Here is a 23030-nt window from a genome sequence, read left to right as displayed (position 1 = left end):
TTCTCGCGGCAAGGGAGGCGGACCGATGTCCGTGAAGAGCATGTGGAACGACCTGGTCGGTGCCTCGATCGGGTACCGAGGCAAGGAATTCAAGACCCGTGTCATCGAGGCCGGCGAGGGAGAGCCGCTCATCCTCATGCACGGGAACGGCGGCCACGCCGAGGCGTACAGCCGCAACATCATGCGGCTGAGCAAGCATTTCCACGTCATCGCCATCGACCTGCTGTGGCACGGCTTCTCCTCGGGCCGACCCTTCACCACCGAGATGGTGCCGACCTACGCCGAACAGGTCGTCGACCTGATGGACTCGATCGGCGCCGACACCGCCCACCTCGAGGGCGAGTCCTTGGGTGGCTGGGTGAGCATGTGGACGGCACTGCACTACCCCGACCGCGTCGGCAGGATCATCCTCAACACGACCGCCGGTGCCGAGGTCGAGGAAGGGCGCATCACGCCGGAGCGACTCGCGGCCGGCGACACCCTCAGGGAGCGCTCGCTCGCCGCGATCGGCAACCCGACCCGCGAGACGGTCCGCACACGACTCGAGTGGCTGATGTCCGAGCCGGACCGCGTCACCGAGGAACTCGTCACGCTGCGGCAGTACTTCTACCAGCGCCCCGAGACCCGCGAGGGCCTTACCAACGTGATGCGGAACAGCTTTCGGTCCGACTCTCCACACCGCATCACACCGCAGATGCTCGGCCGGATCCGACAGCCGACCCTGGTGCTCTGGAGCGACCACAACCCCGGCACCGGTCCGGAGTTCGGCCGTAAGCTCGCCGCGCTCATCCCCGATGCGCGGTACGCCTGCATCGCGGACGCCGGCCACTGGCCGCAGTGGGAGAAGCCCGAGGAGCACGACTCGGTCGTCACCGAGTTCCTCCGGGCCTGACCACCGCATCCGACCACCGACCGGACTCACCGGGCGGAGTTCGCCCACGTAGCGGCGGGTCGTTACCGGTGCTTCCAGTGGCGTAGTTACCCGGTCCCCGACCTCGGGTTCCGAAGGCGCTCCGGTCCACCCTGAGCGGATGGAACAAGACTCGCGCGCGGGAAGCGGCTCCCCACGGCGTCACCGCAAACATTGTGCTGCCAGGCCGGATCGACAATCCCCGCCTCCGCCGGCTGGACGCTTCCCGCGCGCAGCGTGAAGGCATCTCCGCAGACGCGGCCGCCCGGGCGAGCAACGCCTCCATCCCGGTGGGCCGCTACGCAGATCCCGCCGAATCGTGTCGGCGGCGGCACTGGATCCCATCGGTGTGACCTTCCGAGCAGGGAAGTGGAGGAAACAATCATGCAGTTGTTGGTGAGACAGATCCGATGGGAGGCCGCGGGGGTCGTCTCCCTCATCCTGGTGGATCCGATCGGGCAGGACCTGCCCGGATGGCAACCGGGGGCCCACATCGACCTGACGGTCGGCGACGGCTCGGTCCGTCAGTATTCGCTGTGCGGTGACCCCGACGACCGGAAGTCCTATCGCATCGGCGTCCTGCGGGAGGCCGACGGCCGAGGCGGTTCCCGGTTCATCCACGACCAGTTGCGCGTCGGCACACTGATCGACGCAGCGGGTCCCCGCAACCACTTCCCGTTCGACCCGCCTTCCCGCATCCGCTTCGTGGCCGGCGGCATCGGCATCACCCCGCTGATACCGATGATTCGGAACGCGGAGCACCGGGGACTGGACTGGACGCTCACCTACGGCGGTCGCAGCCGGGCCTCGATGGCGTTCCTCGACGAGCTCGACTCCTCGCGCGTGCATGTGCATCCCGCTGACGAGGCCGGGCCGATCGACCTCGACACGGCACTGGGTGACCCCCGCCAGGACACGGCGATCTACACCTGTGGCCCGGGCCCGCTCCTCGACGCCGTCGAGGAGCGGGCCTCCTCCTGGCCGCAGGGCGCGCTCCACCTGGAGCGCTTCTCGGCTCCGCCCGCCGCCGTGCCCGTAGCCGGCGACGTACCGTTCGAGGTCGTGGCCAAGCGCAGCGGTATCACGGTGACCGTGCCCGCCGACGGGACCATCCTGAAGGCACTCGAAGAGGCCGGCGTGAGCACGCTGAGCTCCTGCTCCGAAGGGATATGCGGGGCTTGCGAGACGCTCGTGGTGGAAGGCAAGCCCGATCACCGCGATCACGTTCTCACAGAAGGGGAGAAAGAAAGCGGCGAGTACATCATGATTTGCGTCTCGCGCGCCTGCACCAAACGGATCGTCCTCGACATCTGAGTTCGAGTCGATCAGTACGCGGGCGGAGTCGACAACGGTCGAATCGCCTCACCGACCGGATGATCCGCCGCAGCGCGCACAGGAAGGGGGAGATCGGGGAACTGCGATCTGCGTGGGCCGTGTTCGTGGCCGAGGTGTTCGCGCCGGTGTCGCGGCAGGACACCCGGGGCCGGGGCGACTGCCATGTGCGCGGGTTGATATACGCGGGGTGTACCTTCGGGCGCAGCCGGCGCGGTGGTCGAGCCGGTGAATGGGGGAGTGGCATGCCTGGATCGGCCGTCTACTTTTTCGGGCTCGGTGGCTTGGCGTTACTGCTGAGCGTGGTCGATATCCCTTGGCTGTACCGAAGGTTCGCCGGTCCGGGTGACAGTGCGGCGGCAGCGCCGCGCTGGGGGGAGTCGTTCGGGAAGGGTCAGGTCGGTGGAATCCTGACCGCGCTGTGCGGTTTCGGGTTGGGCCTACTGATGGTGAACCTGCACGATCGCTCGACGTGGGATCGGGACTCCGTCCGATCGGCGGCGGACAGGTTCGCGGCGGAGCTGTCGAGTGGGTCGGTGCTGGAAGGGTTCGCCGGGTCGATCGACTACACCACGCTTGTGGGGACCAGACTCGATTCGCCGAACGGTTCGCGGCCGGCTTTGCGGATCGAAGGTGTCTCGGGCTCGAATGCGGGCGAGCGCTTCACGATCGCGACGGTCGACGGGCGCTACGCGGTGTGTCTGACCGTCGAGAACGCTGGGCGCGATCCCGCGGATGTCCCGATGCACATACCCAACGCGCCGGAAGGTCAGGTCCTGCACCGCGACCTCATCCACGCGTGGGTCGACAACGGAGCCTGCCGGGCGACCTGACCGCTGCTGTGGCCGCAGGTGTGTTTCGCGGTGTGCCGGGCGGCCTGCGCACTCGCGCGGTGCCCCGTCGCCGCCCACATGATCGTGGCGTGCGTGTGGTGCCGGTGCCGCCGCGCGTGCAACGGGCCCGGCCGTGAGGACGACAGCCGACAGCCCTGGCTCCCGAGCGCCCGGCGGCGCCGGGCCGCGCAGATCCGGCGAAGTCTCGGGCGGCGGCCTGACTGACAGGCCGACTCGCCTGGTTCACTCCAGTTCGGGTTGATAGGAGCCTCATGGGAGTCGGCGTTTCTCATCAATGTCTGCCGTGACCGATGAGTTTTGTGCGGACCCGCGGTCGATACGGCTGGACACACCGACAGCGATGAGCCTGTGCCGGGAACGTTCCGGCGCGGGAGAAGGCACATGGAGGCAGCGAATGAGCGTCGACGACTCCGACCAGGGGCGCGCGATCCGGACGGGCGGGCACGGGACGCGGATGAGCGGTCCCAGGGTGTTGGTGGCGGGGGCGAGCATCGCGGGGCCCGCGCTGGCCCACTGGCTGAGCCGGCGTGGGGCCGAGGTGACCGTGGTGGAGCGGGCTCCCGAGCTGCGTCCCGGAGGGCAGGCGGTGGACGCGCGCGGGGTCGCCAGGGAGGCCATCGGGCGCATGGGGTTGGACGCGGCGGTGCGCGCGGCGTGCACCGACACCGCCGGCGCGCACACCGTGGACGCGGACGGGCAGGTGCTGGAGACCTTCCACGCCGACGACGACGGTGGCGACGGGTTCATCGCGGACATCGAGATCCTGCGCGGGGACCTGTCCCGGCTGCTCTACGACGACACACGAGACGACGTCGAGTACGTCTTCGGCGACCGAATCGCCGACCTCGCCCAGGACGCGGACGGGGTCGACGTGGTCTTCGCGGGCGGCGACCGGCGGCGCTTCGACCTGGTGGTCGGGGCGGACGGGCTGCACTCGGAGCTGCGAGCGATGGTCTTCGGGCCGCATGAGCGGTTCCTCCGCCATCTCGGGCACATGCTTGCCTTCTACAGTGTGCCCAACGAGTTCGGGCTGGACCGCCGGCTGCTCGAGTACCAGGATCGGGAGTCGGGGCGCTCCGTCCTCCTGCGGCCCATCCAGGACGCCACCCGGGCGATGGCCATGTTCTACTTCCCCTCGGCCGGCTTCGACGTCGACCACCGTGACGTCGCGGCCCAGAAGGTCCTGCTGCGGGAGCGGATGGCGGGTCTGGGCTGGTTGACCCCGGACATCCTCGCGCACCTGGACGACACCCCGGACTTCTACCTCGACCAGGTCGCCCAGGTGGTGATGGATCGCTGGTCGAGTGGACGGGTGGGGTTGCTCGGGGACGCGGCGTTCAGCTCGTCGCCGATGTCCGGGCAGGGCACCGGGCTGGCCCTGGTCGGTGCCTACGTGCTGGCCGGTGAGCTGGCCGCCGCCGGATGGGACCCGGACGCGGGGTTCGCCCGCTACGAGGCGCGGATGCGCTCGTTCGTCGAGGCCAACCAGGAGATCGGCCGGTTGAACGCCCGCAGCCGCGACGTTCCCGGGCCGGACACCGAGCCGGGCCCCGACTTCGCCGGCGAATGGTTCATGGAGCTGGTCGGGCGCGCGATCAACGGCGTCGAGCTGCCCGACTACGCGGGGGTGCCGGACTCCGCGGCCCCGGCCGGATCGGCGATCACCTCGTCGGCCAAGCCGTAGGTGTCACATGACGTATCGAGAGGGACCGCGCCGGTCGGCCGGCGCCTGACCCGGCCGTTGCCGGACGAGGGGGAGTCGACCCCGTAGGGACCGCTCGTCCGGGTGAGTCCTGCGATCGGGCGTCGCCCGGGACGAGAGGGTCGGACGAACGCCCATGCCCGCCCCGCCACTTCGGCCCGGCCGCCAAGAGGTCCAGGAGTCGGCGCGGCGCGCGCAGGGCGGTCGTCGGCGACGAGTTCGTCGCCTTCGCGGCCGGGCCGGTCGGTGCGGCAGTGCGCGCACAGCCGTACCGGCCGGGGCTGCCCGAGGGCGGGTCTCAGGGTCACGGTCGGCCCGTCGTCGACCGGGACCCGGTCCTCGCACAGTAGGCGTCAAGACGTCAAGATCAATCTTGCCGATATTGACTGTCCCGTTGTCCCGACGGCCGTAGATTTGCCCCATGCCCACGACACAGCAGAGGGCGGGACGGCTGGAGACACCTTTGCGGGACAGTTTTTCCGATGGATTCTTTACGCGACTGGCGCACGACACGCATCCGGTGGACCTGATGTGTCTCTATCTGCTACATGGCTCGGTCGAACGGATCCCCGGCCTGTTGGTTGATCGGGAGACGCTGTCGTTCGAGCACCTGAGCCGGCATGTTCGTGCCGTGGACCGGTGGAACCATGACGACGCGGACACGTTCTCACTTTGCATCAAGAAGAAGGTCCGCGGGCGGCCGTACGGCTTGGAGTTCAGAATCTGTTTCATCGCCGGTGAGCCCTATGCCGACGCGGTGATTCCGTTCGGTGCGACTGTCGACCTGCCCCGGTTCTTGCACCACTTCCGTGGGCACTACGCCTCGGGGAGAGCCCCGGGTGACTGGGACTTCGACGTGTACACCCACGTGCGTGATCTCCGCGAGGGTGTCGTGCTGTTCGGCAACCACCGCGAGGTCTGGTTTCAGGTCAACCGCGGCCCGGTGGTAACCGGCCGGTCCAGGTTGATTCCCGGGAACCGGGGCCGGCTGGTAACCGGCCGCCTGCACGGGAACCGGTTCGGGACGAACGCCCCCGTACCGAACGCGGGAAACGCGATGTTCCCCGACCGCCATGCCCTCGTCGTGGGCACCTCGGCCGAGGCGCGGGCGTACCGGCGGTATGTGGCCAGGCTCCACGATCCGCTTCCCCGGCGGGCGTTGGGGGCCGCCGCCGCGCGGTGGTAGTGGTTTCCCTGGGAGCGGTCCCGGTGGAGTGGCCGTGCCGCTGCCTGTCGCGGCGGCCGGAGTCCGTTACACCTGTGTCCTGGAGTCCTCGACCAACGGCACCGGCTGGAGCATGTACGAAAGCATCGCGGCGTAGAAGGCGTACCACGGCACCATTACCCGAACCGCCCGCTACATGCGCCTGAAACCGATCGCCGGACGGTCCAGCCCGATCGCCATCCGCTCCTTCGAATTCACCACCCCCCGCGGCGCCGCCATCACCCCCGACGGCGCCACCGTCTACGCCCCGATGGTCATTCACGGAGACCTCCACGTCACCGGAAAGATCATCAAGCCGCGGGGGTGCGCTGCACACGCCGCCGGGACCGACCGATCCACTCGACGGGGAACCCCCCGGCCGGCTTCGTTGCGGAGCCGGGCGAGGTGCCCGGGGAGGCATGTCACGGGAGAGCACGAGGTGACAAGGCCCCGCTGAAGCCGGGCCAGGCGCCGCCCGTGCCCAGAACCCCGACAAGCACCCCGACGGCAGCTCGCCCCCGGGACCGGGCCGGCGCCGCAAGGACGCCCGAGGTGGGTGTCGGCTCTCGTCGGGAGGCGGGTCGTTGCCGGTCGGGCCGGGTTGTGGTGGTGGAGCCGCGCCCACAGGAGGTCGTCGGGCGCGACCGCCAGGGGGGAGTTCGGGGCGGTCGGCGATGTGGGCCGGCGTCCGCGTGTGCCGCCACGTGTGACCCGGCCTGCGGTGGATGGCCCGCGAGACGAGGTGGGGGAGTGTGGTGAACGCTTGGGTGAGGGCGACGGTTTCGGGATAGGTGACCACGGCGCGGGCCAGGAGAGCGATCGGACGCCGCCGCGGGTCGCGGTCAGGGCGGGGTTGCCCGCGGTGAGCCGGCCCGGCCGCCCCTGCCGGTGCCGCGCCATGTGGCGTGCGGGGTCGTTGCCGGCGGGTGGACGTTCCCCCGCAGCACGTCGTCCACTCGATCCGCGCGGGCACGGCGTGTTGTCGACCGCTCACGCGCGCACCGTCGCCGAGTGCCTCGCGGTGTCCGAGCGCACCGTCCGGCGCGGGTTGGCCGCAGCCGGACTCGATCTCCGTCACGACCTCACCGCGGGGGAGCGGTCGGAACCTGTTTCCGAATGTCGCTGCGGGCGCCGGGGGCGGCGCGGTTGTGCCGGTTCCTGCCGCGCTTGCAAGGGTGTTGCCTCGGCAGAAGCGGAAGTCAGGCGGAAGTCAGGCGGAAGTCAGGCCACCCACTCTTTGAGTCGGCGCACGAGTGCGGCGGGATCGTTGCCGGTCGGGGTGACCTGGAGATTGGTGACGCCGGACTCGCGGAATGCTTCGATCCGCTCCCGAACGTAGGAGGCCGGCCCGACGAGGTTGATCTGTTCAAGGAGTCGGGAGGGGACTTTGGCCTCGGCCTCCTTCGTCTTGCCGTCGAGGTAGAGGTCCTGGATCTCCTTGGCCTCGGCTTCGTAGCCGTAGCGTTGGACGAGGTCGTTGAAGAAGTTCTTGCCGCGGGCGCCCATGCCTCCGATGTAGAGCGCGAGTATCGGCCGCGCGACGTCGAGTATCTCCTTCACGTCCTCGCCGATGGCGACGATGCCACCGGCGACGACCTCCAGGGGCGCGAGGTTCTCGGAGCGCTTCGCGGTTCCCGCGGCGAGCGCTTCGCCCCATACCCCGGCGGCGCCCTCGGGGGAGTACAGGAAGGGCAGCCAGCCGTCGGCGTACTCCGCCGCGCCTTCGACCGAATGCGGTCCCAGCGCGGCGATGTAGAGCGGAACCGAGGGACGTAGCGGCTTGGTCATGATCTTCAGCGACTCGCCGAATCCGGTGCCCCGACCGACCGGGAGAGGGATCTCGAAGGAGCGGCCGCTGTAGTCGACCGCCTCGCGCCGCAGGGCCGTGCGGATGATCTCGACGGTCTCCCTGGTACGGCCGGTCGACTGTACGAAGGGCATGCCGTGCCACCCCTCGATGATCTTCGGGTTGGAGGCGCCGAGGCCGATGATGGCGCGACCGCCGGACACGCTGTCGAGGCCGGCCGCGGTCGATGCGAGCATGGTCGGGGTGCGGGAGTAGACGTTGAGGATGGCTGCGCCGATCTCCACGCTCGAGGTGCGGGCCGCCAGGTAGCCCATCAGGGTCGGCGAGTCGTAGCCGTACCCTTCGGCGACCCAGACGGTGTCGAGCCCGGCGGCCTCGAGTCGAGTGATGTGCTCGGCGGCCTCGCGCGGGTCGGTGCCGTAAGTGAGCATCGTCGAGATCTTCATGGTCCGCTTCATGAACAGTGCCTCACTTCGAAGTGGGCGAGTCGAAGCTCGCGCCCATGCCCATGCCGATGCCGGCGCCACCGTCGACCGGGATCACCGCGCCGGTGACGAATCGCAGGTGGGGTGACACGAGCGCGCCGACCAGGTCGGCGAACTCACGGGGCTCCCCGATGCGTCCCATGGGTACCGCGTTCCCGAGGCCGGCTTTGGACAGCTCCGGCTGCCGTTCCAGCATTCCGCCCAGCAGGGCGGTGTCGAAGAAACCCGACAACAGAGTGTTGACGTTGATGTCCTGCCCGGCGACCTCCAGGGCGAGGGTCTTGGCGTAGCCGATCACCGCCGACCACACGCCGACGGACGCCGCCATGCCGACGGCCGGGCGCTCGACGACGCCGGAGACCACGTTGAGGATGCTGCCGCCTTCGGTGGTCATGTACGGCAAGGTGGCTCGAACGGATCTGACGACGTAGAAGAAGTGGCGCTCGAAGGCCTTCAGCCACACCTCGTCGGTGAGTTCGGAGATGCGCCGGATCGGCGGTCCGCCGTCGTTGGTGACCAGAACGTGAACGGCCGGACCGAATCGCTCGAGGGTCGAGGCGGTGACGCGCTCGATGTCGGTGTCGGCCGAGCAGTCGGCGGCCAGCCCGAGGACTTTCTCCTCGCCGTACGCCTCGGCGAGCCGTTGCGCGGCGGCTGTGACCTTCTCCGCGCGTCGCGCGAAGATCGTGACCTTGGCGCCTTCCTGCAGAAGACGATCGGCGATGGCATATCCCAAGCCGTCGCTGCCGCCGCCGACGATGGCGACCTTGCCGGTCAATGCGACGTCCATCACTGAACTCCGATCGAGGAGAGGAAGGTCTCGGCGTTGCCGGCGAACACGTCGTCGAGGACGTCGGAGGAGAAGCCCTCCTCGCGCCACTCCTGGACCAGCCTCTCGTGGGCGAGCATCGGGTAGTCGGCTCCGAAGAAGACCTTCTTGCGCAGCCGCTTGCCGATCTCGCGCTTGAACTCGTCGGGGAAGTAGCGCGGTGACCAACCGTGGAGCTCCATCCACACGTTCGCCTTGTGCAGTGCGACCGCGATCATCTCCGACTGCCAGGGCCACGCCACCCGAGCCGCGATCACGTTCAGATCGGGATGCCTGGCCGCGATGCGGTCGACGTAACGAGGGTGGCAGCCCTCCAGGGTGATGCCCATGCCGCCGCGGGTACCGGCCCCGGTGGCCGACATGCCGACATGGACGAGGACGGGACGATTGGCCTCGATGCACATGTTCAGACAGGTCTCCCATTCCGGCCGGTCGGGTGTTCCGGCCGGGGTGAACGAGTGGACCGTCAGTCCGACGAGTCCCGTCCCCTCGCCCAGGCAACGCTCGAGTTCCTTGACGTGGGCCGGTTGCGTGGGATCGATGCCGATCCAGTTGCCCAGGACGACGTCGGGGTGCTTGCGCGCATAGTCGAAGGCGTAGTCGTGCTGGTCGCGTAGTGCACCGGCGTCCATGGTGTGGGTGAACGCGAAGTCGAGCATCGCCTTGACGTTGGCGCGGCGAAACCGGAGGGCCTGCTCCTCGTCGCTGACGAAGCTCATGTCCCACTTGAAATAGCCCTGCAGGGCCTCGCGGTCCTCGGCGGTCTCGTACGGGCTTCCCTTCCATCCTCGCTCTGTGCCCCAGTGGGAGTGGAAGTCGATCAGTCGGGCCGGCGGTGCGATCACACCGAGCGCCTTTCGTGAATGGCCCCGGGAAGGGCATCGGAATAGTCCGTATCGGAATAGTCCGTATCGGGACAGTCAGTGGATGTTGCGGGTCGAGTCGGCCCGGAACGGCGCGCGCAGGCGCTTCTTGTCGACCTTGCCTACCGGCGTAACGGGAAGTGAGTCGACGACCACGACCCTCTTGGGCGCGTACATCGAGCCCTTGACCTGCTTCACGTAGGACTGGAGCGCGCGAATGTCGACCCGTCGCCCTGGTCGCGGGACCACGAACGCGGTGACGATCTCTCCCCAGCGGCTGTCCGGCACGCCGATGACGGCGGCCGAGCCCACCGAAGGGTGCGCGGTCAGGACGGCCTCGACTTCGCCGGCGTAGATGTTGAAACCGCCCGAGATGATCATGTCCTTCTTGCGGTCCACGATGTGGATCAGGCCCTCGGCGTCCTGGCGGGCCAGGTCTCCGGTGTGGAGCCATCCCCCCTTGAGCGCCGCTTCCGTCTCGTCGGGGAGGTTCTTGTAGCCCTGCATCACCCCGCGGCCCCGCATGGCGATCTCGCCCACCTCGCCCCAAGGAACGTCGTGGCCGTCGTCGTCGATGAGCCTGATGCGGTTGCCGACCATGGGACGGCCACAGGAGGCGAGTTGTTCGAGGCCCGCGGTCTCGTGTGCGGCCTTGGTCAGGACCGTCCCGATGCCGGCCGACTCCGTCTGCCCGTAGATCTGGGCGAAGACCGGACCGATCCGCTCGCGAGCCTCCGCCAGGCGCACCGGCGACATCGGTCCGGTGGCGTACCAGATGACCTCGAGTCCGGAGAGGTCTCTGGTCTCCGGACGCTCCTGATCCAACAAGGTGTAGATCATCGTCGGAAGACCGTTCACACAATTGATGTGCTCGGCCTCGATGACGTCGAGGAACCGGCCGGGGTCGAAGCCCTGCTCGATCACGACCGTGCCGCCCCGCAGCAGTGTCGGGATGACGGCCAGCCCGGCCGCGTGGGTGAGCGGGGCCGCTGCCAGGTACCGCGGGAGGTGTGGCAGCTCGAAGTCGGCCATGTGCACATGGACCATCTGCACCATCGACCGATGAGGCTGCATCACGCCCTTGGGCCTGCCGGTCGTCCCCCCGGTGTACTGCAGCCAGGCGACATCCATCTCCGTCGCCGGACCACGGTCGAGCGATCGGACCGCCGAGGGCTCGCCCTCGGGCAGACCACCGGCGGCGGGGATCACCATCAGGTGTCGCAGGGAGTCGACCTCGGCGAGGACCTGGCGTCCATGCTCCTCCAAGGGCGCGGTCACCACCAGCACCGTGGCCTCTGCGTCCTCGCAGACGGTGATGTGCTCCGTGACCGAGGCCAGGGTCTGCAGCCCGGTGAAGCGGCCGCCCAAGAGATACGTCGAGGCCTGGACGATCCACGACTCCGGCATGTTCGGACCGAGCATCGTGACCCCCATGCCGAGCCCCACTCCCCGACGGGCCAGCGCGGCCACGTATTGCGAGAGGAGATCCCTGACATGCGCATAGGTCAATCGCCGATCACCGGCCACGAAGGCCTCGGACGAGCTGTGCCGGCTGAGCGCCTGCAGGATCAGGTCACCCAGCGTGACTCCGGAGGATGCCATTGTGGCGGCTGGTGAAGCCGCAGCGCCGTGAACCGGAAGGTGGTGAGACATGCCTCAAAGCGTGGCCGCCGAGCGGACTGGCGTGCCACCGATGTTCCGCCTCGAATTTCCGATAACCCGCCAGGTCGACGGAGGCGGTGCTCAGTCGTGAGCCGCCCCCGCCGTGGAGCGGTAACGACCGGGCGTCTGGCCGACGAGAGTGGTGAAGGCGTCGATGAAGCTGCCGGGGTTCGCCCAGCCGAGTCGCATCGCCGTATCGGTGACCGAGGTACCTTCACAGAGTTCGAGCAGCGCCCGCTGAATCCGCAGCAGCGTGCGCCACTGATGGAAGCTCATCGACAATTCGATGCCGAACAACCGACTGAGAGTCCGTTCGCTCGAACCGGTTCGGTGCCCCAGCTCCGCCAGCGTCGCCGACATGGCCGGGTCGGCGTGCAGCAGGTCGGTGACGGCCTTGAGGCGAGGATCGCTGGGCTCCGGCAGCCGCAGCGGCTCCTGCGGGGCGCGGATCAGCTCCGCGCCGATCACCGCGAGCAGCAGACGGCCGCGCTCACTGGCGGCAGACTCGCGCTCGCGGCTCATCGCCAGGTATGCCTCGCGCAGCAGCGCACTGGCCGCGAAGACCGACGGTTCGGGCGGCAGTTCCTCGGACAGCGCTGCCGGAACCGCAAGCACGCGGACATCGGTCTCGCCGTAGGAGCGACTGCGGTGGACTTGGAAGGGCGGCACCCACGTGATGCGGTTCGCCGGCGCCACCCAGGTGCCGACCTTGGTCGTGGTGACGAGCGCCCCGGAGGCGGCGTACCTCAGCTGTCCGTAGTCGTGGAAGTGCGCGGCGATGTCCTCACCGTGCGGCATGAGTTCGCAGGCCGGCGAGTCGTCGGTCCAGAACACTGCCTGCTGCGCAACCTCGGTCACAGCAGACACCATAGCCCGCGCTTGGCGGGCCATCGGAACAGGAGACCACGAATCCGATAACGCGCCCGTGAGGGCACGTGGACGGTGCGCCCGGCCGTGAGCACCGGCCCACCTCGTCTCTCGCAGCCCTCGGTCGTGGCGGCGATGCGCGACCTGCTCGACCCGACCACGGGCCCGTTTCCGGAGACCGGCGCGGGCGAAAGCGTTCCTGTCATGACCCAGGCGGCGGTTGCGGATGGCCGCGATCGGTTCGTGCGCGAATTCCGGGTCGCCGGTCTCGTGCGCCGGCGTTCGGAGCGCACGCAGCCGGGGAATCGGGTTCGCGTCCTGCCCCAGGAACCCGGCGACCGTGCTCGTGGTCCTTTGCTCGGGACACGTCCCCTGCCTGGCGGCAGCAAGTGCCGCTCCGAGCAGGTGGCCGACAGATCAAACTCAAGGCACGAAGCCGGCCGTAGCGCGAGTCAGGCCACCGCCCGGAACAGCACTCGATAATCCTCACAGTCGTAGCGGGGTCGGCGGGTTCGGAGAACGATGTGAGCCGAGTGCTCGGCGAGTCGACGATCCCACGTTGGCAACCAGAAGTAGCGACAACCTTGTTCGTGCATCGCAGGTCGTACCCGGGTCGGATCCCGCACGTAGGCCCACCCGCGAGTGACCGGCACCGGCATCCATGGCCGGGGTCGGCGCCGCGCGTGAAGTCGGTGGCCGTGCGCTCCCGAGCCCGGTGCCCGGTGGTGTCGGAGGGGTTGGGCATGCTGGGCGGCATGGAGTCGACAGTGTGGGACGCCCTGTTGGGCCGCGGTGAAGTGCCTTTGGTCGCGGACCTCTTGGGGGGCGAGTATGTAGAAGACTGGGACCGGGTGCGGATCGGGGCGCCGGAGAACTCCGTCTCCGTCACGATGACCCGGCGCGGTGAGCGGCATGTGATGGCGCAAGTGTTCGCAGCGGACGGGATTCCCCTGACCGCCGGACAGGAGCGGGACCTGGCGGAACTCGGCTGGCAGTGCCGAGAGACAGGCACCTCGCCGATCCAGCCGACCTGGTGTCTGGAGTGGCTCTGGTACACCGACGCTCCGCTCCGCGCGCAGTACGGCCGAGCGATCGTGGCCTCCCTGCGCGACGTGCTGGCGGTACCCGCCGAGCAGGTGACGGTGCGGGGGTGGGGCGAGGACGGCCCGTTCAGGGTCCACGGCCTGGAGCGTTTCGACGATCGTCCCAGCACACGCGGCGCCACCGGGCCGTGCACGGCGTGGGACGACCTGCAGACCCGACTGGACTGGGTGTTGGGCACGTTGCCGACCGACGCGGCCGTGATCATGAACGGCCCGCGGGACAGCATCGTCCAGTTCATGACGACCTTCAACGGCACGATCCGCACGAGTGCGTCCGGCGAGAGGCTCGACCCCCGGAACCTGCCGACCCCGGACGCCCCGGGCAGTGAGCAGTCCCGGCGCATGTTCGCGAACGGCTGGCAGCCCGACATCGCCGCCCCGCACTTCGCCGAGTGGACGCTCGGCGAGCCGGTCGTCTACGCCGGCGCCGGTCCGCTGTCCCGCAAGGCCGTCGCCGCCTTGCAAACCCTGGGCGCCGAACGGCCGGACGAGGTCACAGTAAGCGTCTTCCGCAACGGCTCCCGACCCGACCCGACATACGCCCTCGACGAGCTGGGCCTGACCCGGCGGTGAGCGCCCAGCTCTCAGCTCTGGTGAGCAAGTCCCGTCTCTGACCGCGCAGATCGAGTGGGCGAGCAATCCGGGCGGTACGACGGCGACGTGGGCGAGAGACCGGCTGGACGGGGTGAGGTCCGACGAGGACTTCGCGGGCTGGTACCCCCACGCGGGACGGCCCGGCATCTCACGCGCCCAGCCGGCGACCGTCGGTGTGCTGCAGTTCCTGCTCGGCCTGTCGGACCGCCGGGCAGCGGAAGCGGTCCGCCGTCGCATCGATTTCGAGTACGCCATGGCCTCGGAGCCGGACGATCCCGGCTTCACCACAGCGTACCGACCGACTTCCGGGAACGCCCCACGCAGGACGACCGCGCCGACCCTCTTCTCGACCTGGCGCTCGCGCGCCTGAAGGAGGCCGGGCTCGTGCGCGACCCTGACGCCACGGTGCGGACTCGCCCCATCGCAGCAGATCGTCCTCGAAGCCCGCCGGCCGGCGGTTCGACGCTCCCTCTCAGGGCGCGGACGGGGGATCGGGCCGGCGGGCGGAACCATCGACCGCGGCATCGGGCTGTGCATGTGCGCCCAGATGATCGTTCAGACGCCGTAGTTGCTCCTCCATACCCCGCAAGCGTTTCTCGAGGCGGGCGTATTCGAGGCGTTCCTCGGCCTGTTGCTCGGGGAGGATCAACCGTGTGGCGATGGTCGCGGTGACCACACCCATCATGCCGATGCCCACGACCATCAACACCGCACCCACCAGGCGACCTTCGGTGGCGACCGGGTGCAGATCACCGTATCCGACGGTGGTTATCGTGCTGATCGCCCACCACAAGGCGTCCGGGTAACCCGTGATGTTCGCGTTCGGCGCGCGGCGTTCCGGCGCCAGGACGGCAGCGGCGCCGGCGACCAAAATCGTGAGCACCAGCACGACGGTGCTCGCCAGCAGGCGGCCGGCGCGCCCACCGCGGGCGACCGCCCCGACCCGCCCGATCACCGCGATCAGGCGCAGCACACGCGTTGCGGGCAGTGCGACCGCGGCAAGGTCCAGCGGATGGGCGCGCACGAATCTCCAACGGTCCCGGCTGAGTCCGAGCCTGACGAGGTAGTCGGTCAGGAAGACCATCCACACCCCGTACTCGATCCACAGCACCGGGCGTTCCCGGGCCTGCAACACCTCGCCCAGTACGAACGTGGTCAACGAAACGACCGCCAAGAGCGTCAACCACGGGACTATCGCGCCTTCCCACCGCCGATACGCCGTGGACTCCTGGTCTGCGCTCGAGCCCCGCATCACGAACTCCGTCACGGTAGGGACTCCGCCGGACCGACCGAGGGTTGCTCCCCCACGCATGCTAAATGACAGCGCAGGCCGCCCGCGAGATCGGAACACAGCGACCGGTGGCCCGGTAACCCTGGGTCTACCGAGCCGAAAGCCGCCGCGTCCGTGCACCCCGCCGTCGTGGGAACGACGGCGGGGTGCATGTGGATCACGGTCCTGCCGACGAGCGGCGTGCGTACGGGCAAGCGGTTGCGCCCTCGCCTCCGCCGCGTAACGGGGCGCGTGCCCGCTCTCGGTGAAACGGCCCCCGGACGTCGGTCACTTGGCCAGGAAGGCCATGAGAGCGTCGGTGACTTCCCGGGCGTGGGTCCACAGCAGGCCGTGGGGTGCGCCGTCGATGACGACGTAGTCGGCCTGCGGGAGCGCCTGGTGGAAGAGGGCGCCGGTGGCCTCGATGGGCAGGATGCGGTCGGCGGTGCCGTGCAGGATCAGCGTCGGGACGTCGATCTTGGGCAGGTCGGCACGGAAATCGGTGGTCCAGGTCGCCACGCAGGCCAGGGAGGCGTACGCGGAGGCTCCCGCGGCGACGTTCCAGCTGTTGCGGACGGCCTCCTCGCTGATGCGGGTGCCGAGGTTCTCGTCGAGGTTGTAGAAGTCCTCGTAGAAGGCGGTGAAGTAGGCGTAGCGATCGGCGGTGACGGCCGCTTCGATGTCCTTGAAGACGGCGCCGTCGACGCCACCGGGGTTGTCGTCGGTCTTGAGGAGGAACGGTTCGAGGGAGGCGAGGAAGGCGGCCTTGGCTATCCGGGCGGAGCCGTAGGTACCCAGGTAGCGGCCGACCTCGCCGGTTCCCATGGAGAAGCCGACCAGGATGACGTCGTCGAGGGCGAGGGTTTCGAGGACCGTGTTCAGGTCGGCGGTGAAGGTGTCGTAGTCGTACCCGGTGGTGGGTCGGCTGGAGCGACCGAAACCGCGCCGGTCGTACGTGATCACACGATAGCCGGCCGACAGCAGAGCGGCGGACTGCTTCTCCCAGGAATGACCGTCGAGCGGGTAGCCGTGGATCAGCACGACCGGCTGTCCGGTGCCGTGGTCCTCGTAGTACAGCTCGATGTCGGTCGAGTTCTCCTGGCCGACGGTGATGAACGCCATGGTGTTACTGCCTTTCGATGAGAAATGTGGTGGGTGATGAAGCGCCCGGGTCGGGAGGTACGGCGGGTGATGACCCGGGTGGGCACGGTGGTGCGATGCCCGGTTGGGCACGGCTTCGGAGTTCTCCGAGGCCGCGATGGGGGCGGTCCTGTCGCTCAGCGGACCGTGCGGGCCGCGCGCTCCACGATGCGGGCGACGGCGTCGGGACGGGACACCGGCACCGCGTGCGACGCGTCGATGACCGTGGTGCGGGCGCCGGCCCGGGCCGACATGTAACGCTGGGCGGCCACGGGGATGTTGAGGTCCTTCGTGGTCACCAGGGACCAGGAGGGGATCGTCTTCCAAGCGGCCTTCGTCGACTTTTCCTCCAGCGCGGCGGCGGCGATCGGACGTTGTCCTGCCGCCATGAGCCGGGCCTTGTCCGCCGGCACGTCCGCGGCGAACTGGGCGCGGAACTTCTCCGCCTTGATGTACACGTCCGCGCCACGACCGCCGTCGGGCAGTGTGTGGTCGACGGACTCGATCGCCTGGCCGAGGGTGCTGCCGGGGAACTTGTTCGTCAGGCCGAGCGAGCTCTCGTCGGTGTCGGGCAGGAACGCGGCGATGTAGACCAGGGCCTTGACCTTGCCCTCCAGACCCGCGGCGGCCTGGCTGATGACGGTACCGCCGTAGGAATGGCCGACCAGGACCACCGGCCCGTCGACGTGGTCGACGACGCTGCGCAGGTAGGCGGCATCGGTCGCCGGACCGCGCAGTGGGTTGGCGGCGGACACCACGGGATAGCCCGCACGTTGGAGCCGCGAGACGACACCGTCCCAGCTCGCGCCGTCGGCGAACGCCCCGTGCTCCAGCACGATCGTTGGTCGTTCCGGGCGCAGGGGTGCCGAACCGGCCGCACCCGGCAGGGTGACGGCGGCGACGGACAGTCCTACGGCCGCTGTGACACCGAGCAGGGCGGATCTGCGGTTGAGAAGGGTCGTGCGCATGCGTGAATGTCCTTTTTCCTTTGCCGTCGGCCCTGATCGGACCCGGCGAAACGGGGCGGTGCGTTCGAGAGGCGAAGCACCGGTCGACAACTGGGTTGGTGTGTTCGATCCGGGCCGAATGGCCGGCGCGAATCGGAGGGGTGGGTGACGCGTCGCGGCGGCACGAGGGTGCCTGTCCGGCCACGGCCCCACCTGGGCCTGGAGCACCACCGACCCCGGCCGCCGGGGTGGAGTGTCCTTCGTCCTGTCCTACGACGGCGGAACCGGCTCGGTTCACCCCGAGAACGGCACTGTTCTTTCGCGGGCGTTCTTTCGCGGGCGCCACATGGCGGTCCGCGCTCGGTCCGCGCCCACTCCGGTTCGTACTGCGTCGCGGATGGACACGCCGCCCGTCAGGCGCGCGGTGTTCGCGGCCCGGCGGCACGGGCGGTCGGCCGCCGCTTCGCGTCGGAGCGGGCCGAGATCGTGGCAATGGGTGAGTGGCCCCTACTGCCGAGCGTCTTCCGGCGAAGGCGGCTGCCCTGAATGTGTGGCCTGGCGCCGCCTGCCCGCGACGTCATCGCGCGAATGGGCTCCTGCTAATGTCATGTCCGGTATGCGGGCAGCGGTGCGAATGTCCCGTTCGATATGCGGACAGCTGACGGCGGGGCTCACCGCAACGAAGTGCGCGCGGATGTTCGGGTGGGCCGGGCACCCGTTCCGTCACCGCGGAGCGGTCGCGCACATGTCCGCCGAGCAAGACACATGGTGTGCCCCCGATGGTGGCGCCGTCGAGTGGGATTCCGGATGGATGCGATGACAGCTGTGGGGGAGGGGCTCGACTTCGGGCTGCTGGGTCCGCTGGTGGTACGGCGGGCGGGCGCGGTCCTCGATCCGGGTCGACTCAGGCAGCGACTGCTGCTGATCCGTCTCCTGCTCGCCGACGGCCGGGCCGTAGCGCCCCGGACGTTGTGCGACGAACTGTGGCCGCAGCAGCCGGGACAAAGCCCGGCCACAGCGGTGAACTCCCTGCACGCGCACGTCAGCAAGCTGCGCGCGGTCCTGGAACCCCGGCATCTGCGTCGGGACGGCGCCTTCGAACTGCTGGTCACCGAGCCTTTGGGCTACGCCCTGCGTGTGCCGCCCGAGAGCCGTGACACCGTACGCTTCGAGCGGTCCCTTGCCCAGGCGCGCCTGTTCATGGACCAGGGCCGGCCCGAACGCGTCGTCGAGGAGACCCGGAACGCCCTGGAGCTGTGGCGGGGCACGGCGTTCGCCGACGCGGCGCACCACCTGTTCGCCATCCATGAAACAGCCCGTCTGGAAGAACTGCGGCAGACCGCAAGCGAGATCCGCACCACGGCACTGCTCATGCGAGGACAAGTCACCGAGGCCCTGGAGGCGGCACAGGAGTTGACCGCGGCACATCCGCTGCGGGAAACCGGCTGGGCCCTGCTGCTGCGCGCCCTGTACCTCGCCGGCCGCCACCCCGAGGCGCTTCAGCGCTACAACGAACTGCGCCGGCACCTCGCCGACGAACTCGGCCTCGAACCCGGCCCGCCCCTGCGCGCCCTGCACCAGGGCATCCTCCATCACGATCTGCCACCCCTTCACTCGGCCGGTGAGCCGAACGGATTCGGCGCGGCGTCCGTCCCCGGCAAGGGCATCGAGCAGCGCCACGATGCGATCGGGCCGGGCACGTCCGGGGGGCCGGACGAGGACGAGGCCACCGCGCCCGCCGACGCGGCCGACCGCTCCGACGTACGTCGCGCCCAGGCCGCAGAGGAGGAAAACGCACCGTCGCCCCCACCACGTCCGGCTCAATTGCCCGGCGGTCTCCCGGTGTTCGCGGGACGAGCCGCCGAGGGAGCGTGGCTGTCGGCCATGAGCGGTGCACCCGACCGACCCGGACCGACGGCTTCCTCCGTCGTCGTCATCAGCGGTACCCCGGGCGTCGGCAAGACCACCTTCGCCGTCCACCACGCCCACCGCGTTGTCCCGTCCTTCCCCGACGGACAACTCTTCGTCAACCTGTGCGGCTTCCACCCCCACGCGCCGGCCGTGGACCCCGGTACCGTTCTGCACGGCTTTCTCACCGCCCTGGGCGTTCCCGCGCAGCGCATCCCGGAAGACACCCCGGCCCGCAGCACGCTCTTCCGCAGCCTCCTCGCCGACCGGCGGGTCCTCCTGGTCCTGGACAACGCTCGTGACGAGCAGCAAGTACGCCCCCTGCTCCCGGCGGGGGCGGGCTGCCTCACCCTGATCACGAGCCGCAACCGGCTTGCCGGCCTGATCACCACCGACGGCGCCAAACCGCTCACGCTTTCGCTGCCCTCACAGACCGAGGCCCACCAAGCCCTCGAACGACGCCTGGGAAGCGAGAGACTGGCCGCCGAGCCCACCGCCACATCCGAGATCATCCGCCTGTGCGGACGACTCCCCCTGGCCATGGCCGTCGTCGCCGCCCGCGCCGAACTCGACCCGTCCTTTCCTCTCGGTGCCATAGTCGAGGACCTGCGGCACACCCGCGGCGACCTCGACGCGTTCACCGGCTTCGACAGCAGCACCGACGTGCGCACCGTCTTCTCCTGGTCCTACCGGTCGTTGGACGAGCCCGCCGCCCGGCTCTTCCGCTTCCTGGCCCTGCACCCGGGCCCCCACATCACGGCCCCCGCCGCCGCCGGCCTCGTCGGCCTCCCCCTCGCCGGAACCCGCCGCGCACTCGCCGCCCTGGCCGCTTCCTGCCTCGTGGAACAACCACTGCCCGGCTGCTACGGCGTGCACGACCTCCTCCGCTGCTACGCCGGGGAACTCACCCGGATCCACGACACCGCCCAGGAACGCCACCACGCCACCCTGCGGGTCCTGGAGCACTACATGTTCACCGCCTACGGGGCCAACCAACTCCTCAAGCAGGACACGACGGCCGAACTCGACCTCGGGGTGCCCGGTCCGGGGGTCGTCCCGGAGAGGTTCACCGACGTCAGGCAGGCGACCCGGTGGTTCGCCGCCGAGCACCGGGTGCTGGACGCCCTGCTCCACTTCGCCGTGAGCCGGCGGCTCGACCACCACACCACCGGGCTGGCCTGGTCGCTCAAGGAACATCTGCAACGCCAGGAGTTCTGGCCCGAAGCCATTTCCGCGCTGACGCCCGCCCTCGAAGTGGCCCGACGCCGGGGCGACCGGCTCGAAGAGGGCCGTTGTCTGCGCCACCTCGGCAGCATCCACGGCTATCTCGGCCACCCCGAAGAAGCCCTGCGGCACCTGCGACGCGCCACCACGATCTTCGAGCAACTCGACATGATCGGCGAACAGGCGCGAACCCACTACGTCAGGGCGTGCGCGCTGTTCCTGTCCGGTCGGATCCAGGAGGCCGTGACGTATTCCGAGCGGGGACTGGAGCTGTCCCGGGAGACCGGTGAGGAATTGTGGCTGGCCGAGTGTCTCCTCGAACTCGCCTGGTTCCGCGCCAACCTGGGGCAGTTGGAGAAGAGCCTTCAGTACAGCGAGGAAGGCATCGCCCTGTTCCGGCGCCTGGACGCGCCGTGGCAACTGGCCCAGGGGTGGGACATCGTGGGTTACACCCTGCGTGCGCTCGGCCGTTACGAGGAATCGGTGGCCACCTACCGGCGAGCGACGCTGGCGTTCGAGGAACTGGGCGACGACAGGAACGCCATCGGCACACTCATGCGACTCGGGGACACCCGGCTGGCCCAAGGCGACCGGGAGGGCGCACGCGCGGACTGGGTCAAGGCCCTCGAGAACGCCGACGCGCGCGCCATGCGTCACAGCGCGCGGCAGGTCCGCGACCGGCTCACCGCCTTGGAGATGGATGCGGACCCCGCGCCCATCGTGCCGGAGAGGGCGGCCGGAAGCCATCGCCTCCCGGTTCCGCGCAGCGGTGGTTCCGCGCAGTAGGGTCCGTCGCAGCAGTCGATCCTGCTTCCCGGCCATGCGCCGCGGTCGCGGGCCTGATCGATCTTCTCCGGGAAGGTACAGGCGATGCGGCGGCGCGGGAGCGCACGGTCGGCCCTGAAGCCGTAGTCCTTGTCGCCGCGCATCGGGGACGCGGCGAAGCCGTGAACCGATCACCGATGTTCCCAATCGTTGCGGCGCAGGCGACGGCGCCGGGACATGGCGGTGGTGGACACCCTGCCGGAAGGCGCGGCGGAGCGTCGGTCGTCGACCCGTGCGCCAAGAACTCCGAAGTGTGTCCCTGTCCTGTGAACGCCCGGGGCACGGCGGCGGTTCACTTCGCGTCGCGCCGACCGCGTCCCCGGCTCTCCGGGGCGGACGGCGTGAAGACACCGAGGGGCACGACAAGGAGACGACAAGGTTCGGTCAAGGGCCCCCCACGACTGTTGAGCCACTCGTCCGCGCATGCGGGAGAGCAGGCCACAGAACACCTGAACAGGAACGGGCACCACCCATGAACCGGACCATGGAAGCGGGGACCACCACCCTCGCTCCACCTCGGGCGCACAACCGGCACGTCGCATCGGACACCGACTGCGATGCCTTGGTGCGAGACGTCTACGACCGGTACGGGCCCCTGCTCGTCCGGTACGCCACGCGGCTGCTCGACGGCGACTGGCACAAGGCACAGGACATCCTTCAGGAAACCGCGGCCCGCGCCTGGAAGCATGGCCGGTTTCTGGACACCCACGGCGACCACATCCGGCCATGGCTGTTCACCGTCACGAGGAACCTCGTCATCGACCACCACCGGGCCCGGCGGAATCGGCCGCTGGAGCTCGTGCCGGTCGAGGACCTGGACACGTCGTGGGACAGCACGGAATCCACGATCACCACGCACGCGGTGCTGAAGGCCCTGCGGGAACTGAACGAGCAGCAGCGAACCGTCATCCGTCTCATGTACTACCTGGAATGCAGCGTGGCCCAGGCCGCCGAGCACCTCGGCATCCCGCCCGGCACCGTGAAGAGCCGCGCCTACTACGCCGTGCGGGCACTGCGCAAGGCGCTGGAAGAACAGGGCGTCCTCACCGGGTGACCACGGCGCACGGGCCGGTGGCAGGCGCGGGTTCTCAGGGGGCACGGCGCGGGGGTCGATGCGCCGAGCAGCCTCGCCCCGACCGCGACATCGCAAGGGTAGGACCGAACCGGTGGTTCAACCCGTCAAGACTTTGCGAGGTCGTCGACGGAGCGGGGAGCGGGATGGGTTGGTTCGCCGACTACTGGCCGGCCACCTTCGAGCACTTTTCCGGCAGGACCTGCATCGAATGGGAGATCCGTTCGTAGATCACACCACCGGCGCGGTCTTCTTCGCCCAGTGGTGGCCTGGCAGAACGAGCCGAAACCCCGGCGAGCCCGCGTGGGCCGAGGGGCGTCAGGCCGTCAGGGTGTGCGCGAGGCGGCGCCACCGGCTCGGGATCGGCGACGAGGACGCTCCCCGGCTCTGCGATCGCCTCCGGGCCGGAGGCTCGACCTCCGGCCCGGGGCC

General features: G+C 69.4%; 17 protein-coding genes. 9 read left to right on the top strand and 8 right to left on the bottom strand.

The genetic code is table 11. The annotated features are described in order from the left end of the window. Positions 1–25: 25 nt before the first annotated feature. From ACIBM5_RS31475 to ACIBM5_RS31455, 5 genes are all read left to right on the top strand, one after another. Positions 26–892: an alpha/beta fold hydrolase gene (locus tag ACIBM5_RS31475; protein ID WP_396009964.1), complete on the top strand. Its 867-nt coding sequence runs from the start codon at positions 26–28 to the stop codon at positions 890–892. 402 nt (positions 893–1294) lie between these two features. Continuing rightward, positions 1295–2224: a PDR/VanB family oxidoreductase gene (locus ACIBM5_RS31470; protein ID WP_396009963.1), complete on the top strand. Its 930-nt coding sequence runs from the start codon at positions 1295–1297 to the stop codon at positions 2222–2224. A 59-nt stretch (positions 2225–2283) separates the two neighbouring features. Further along, positions 2284–3075: a hypothetical protein gene (locus tag ACIBM5_RS31465; protein WP_396009962.1), complete on the top strand. Its 792-nt coding sequence runs from the start codon at positions 2284–2286 to the stop codon at positions 3073–3075. Between the two features lie 415 nt (positions 3076–3490). Further along, on the top strand, positions 3491–4780 hold the full coding sequence (locus tag ACIBM5_RS31460) for an FAD-dependent monooxygenase (protein WP_396009961.1): 1290 nt from the start codon (positions 3491–3493) through the stop codon (positions 4778–4780). Positions 4781–5219: 439 nt separating this feature from the next. Next, positions 5220–5984 carry a hypothetical protein gene (locus ACIBM5_RS31455; RefSeq protein WP_396009960.1) on the top strand — a complete coding sequence of 255 codons (765 nt, stop codon included), beginning with the start codon at positions 5220–5222 and terminating at the stop codon, positions 5982–5984. A 1239-nt stretch (positions 5985–7223) separates the two neighbouring features. On the opposite strand, the gene ACIBM5_RS31450 is transcribed toward ACIBM5_RS31455, so the two are convergent. The 5 genes from ACIBM5_RS31450 to ACIBM5_RS31430 all read right to left on the bottom strand — a co-directional run bounded on the left by ACIBM5_RS31450 (position 7224) and on the right by ACIBM5_RS31430 (position 12446). After that, entirely contained in the window at positions 7224–8255 is a 1032-nt protein-coding gene (locus tag ACIBM5_RS31450; RefSeq protein ID WP_396009959.1) for an LLM class F420-dependent oxidoreductase, read from the bottom strand. A 22-nt stretch (positions 8256–8277) separates the two neighbouring features. Next, complete coding sequence (locus tag ACIBM5_RS31445; RefSeq protein WP_396009958.1) at positions 8278–9084, bottom strand: SDR family oxidoreductase; 807 nt, start codon at positions 9082–9084, stop codon at positions 8278–8280. Beyond that, the gene (locus ACIBM5_RS31440) at positions 9084–9968 is read right to left on the bottom strand and encodes an amidohydrolase family protein (protein WP_396009957.1); all 885 of its coding nucleotides are present in this window, start codon (positions 9966–9968) and stop codon (positions 9084–9086) included. Before ACIBM5_RS31440 ends, ACIBM5_RS31445 begins: the two co-directional genes overlap by 1 nt. 75 nt (positions 9969–10043) lie before the next feature. Then, on the bottom strand, positions 10044–11588 hold the full coding sequence (locus ACIBM5_RS31435) for an AMP-binding protein (RefSeq protein ID WP_396009956.1): 1545 nt from the start codon (positions 11586–11588) through the stop codon (positions 10044–10046). A gap of 141 nt (positions 11589–11729) precedes the next feature. Next, positions 11730–12446 (bottom strand): AraC family transcriptional regulator, encoded by a 717-nt coding sequence (locus ACIBM5_RS31430; protein WP_396010090.1) that lies wholly within the window; start codon positions 12444–12446, stop codon positions 11730–11732. A gap of 824 nt (positions 12447–13270) precedes the next feature. On the opposite strand from ACIBM5_RS31430, the gene ACIBM5_RS31425 reads away from it, so the two are divergent. Together ACIBM5_RS31425 and ACIBM5_RS31420 are read left to right on the top strand one after the other, a co-directional pair. Continuing rightward, positions 13271–14191: a TY-Chap domain-containing protein gene (locus ACIBM5_RS31425; RefSeq protein ID WP_396009954.1), complete on the top strand. Its 921-nt coding sequence runs from the start codon at positions 13271–13273 to the stop codon at positions 14189–14191. A gap of 112 nt (positions 14192–14303) precedes the next feature. Then, positions 14304–14582, top strand: coding sequence for a transposase (locus ACIBM5_RS31420; RefSeq protein WP_396009953.1), 279 nt, complete (start codon positions 14304–14306; stop codon positions 14580–14582). Positions 14583–14684: 102 nt separating this feature from the next. Here the strand turns inward: ACIBM5_RS31420 and ACIBM5_RS31415 are convergent, their stop codons facing one another. From ACIBM5_RS31415 to ACIBM5_RS31405, 3 genes are all read right to left on the bottom strand, one after another. Then, a complete protein-coding gene (locus ACIBM5_RS31415; RefSeq protein WP_396009952.1) occupies positions 14685–15395 on the bottom strand; it encodes a potassium channel family protein in 711 nt (236 codons plus the stop codon). A 375-nt stretch (positions 15396–15770) separates the two neighbouring features. Next, positions 15771–16604 carry an alpha/beta fold hydrolase gene (locus tag ACIBM5_RS31410; RefSeq protein ID WP_396009951.1) on the bottom strand — a complete coding sequence of 278 codons (834 nt, stop codon included), beginning with the start codon at positions 16602–16604 and terminating at the stop codon, positions 15771–15773. A gap of 155 nt (positions 16605–16759) precedes the next feature. Further along, positions 16760–17590 carry an alpha/beta fold hydrolase gene (locus ACIBM5_RS31405; protein ID WP_396009950.1) on the bottom strand — a complete coding sequence of 277 codons (831 nt, stop codon included), beginning with the start codon at positions 17588–17590 and terminating at the stop codon, positions 16760–16762. A 795-nt stretch (positions 17591–18385) separates the two neighbouring features. On the opposite strand from ACIBM5_RS31405, the gene ACIBM5_RS31400 reads away from it, so the two are divergent. Both ACIBM5_RS31400 and ACIBM5_RS31395 read left to right on the top strand, forming a co-directional pair. Next, entirely contained in the window at positions 18386–21487 is a 3102-nt protein-coding gene (locus ACIBM5_RS31400) for an AfsR/SARP family transcriptional regulator (protein WP_396009949.1), read from the top strand. Between the two features lie 523 nt (positions 21488–22010). Further along, complete coding sequence (locus ACIBM5_RS31395) at positions 22011–22580, top strand: sigma-70 family RNA polymerase sigma factor (protein ID WP_396009948.1); 570 nt, start codon at positions 22011–22013, stop codon at positions 22578–22580. Positions 22581–23030: the final 450 nt, after the last annotated feature.

The organism is Embleya sp. NPDC050493 (genome assembly GCF_044458105.1).
GTDB lineage: Bacteria > Actinomycetota > Actinomycetes > Streptomycetales > Streptomycetaceae > Embleya.
This window is presented reverse-complemented; position numbering and strand designations above follow the sequence as displayed.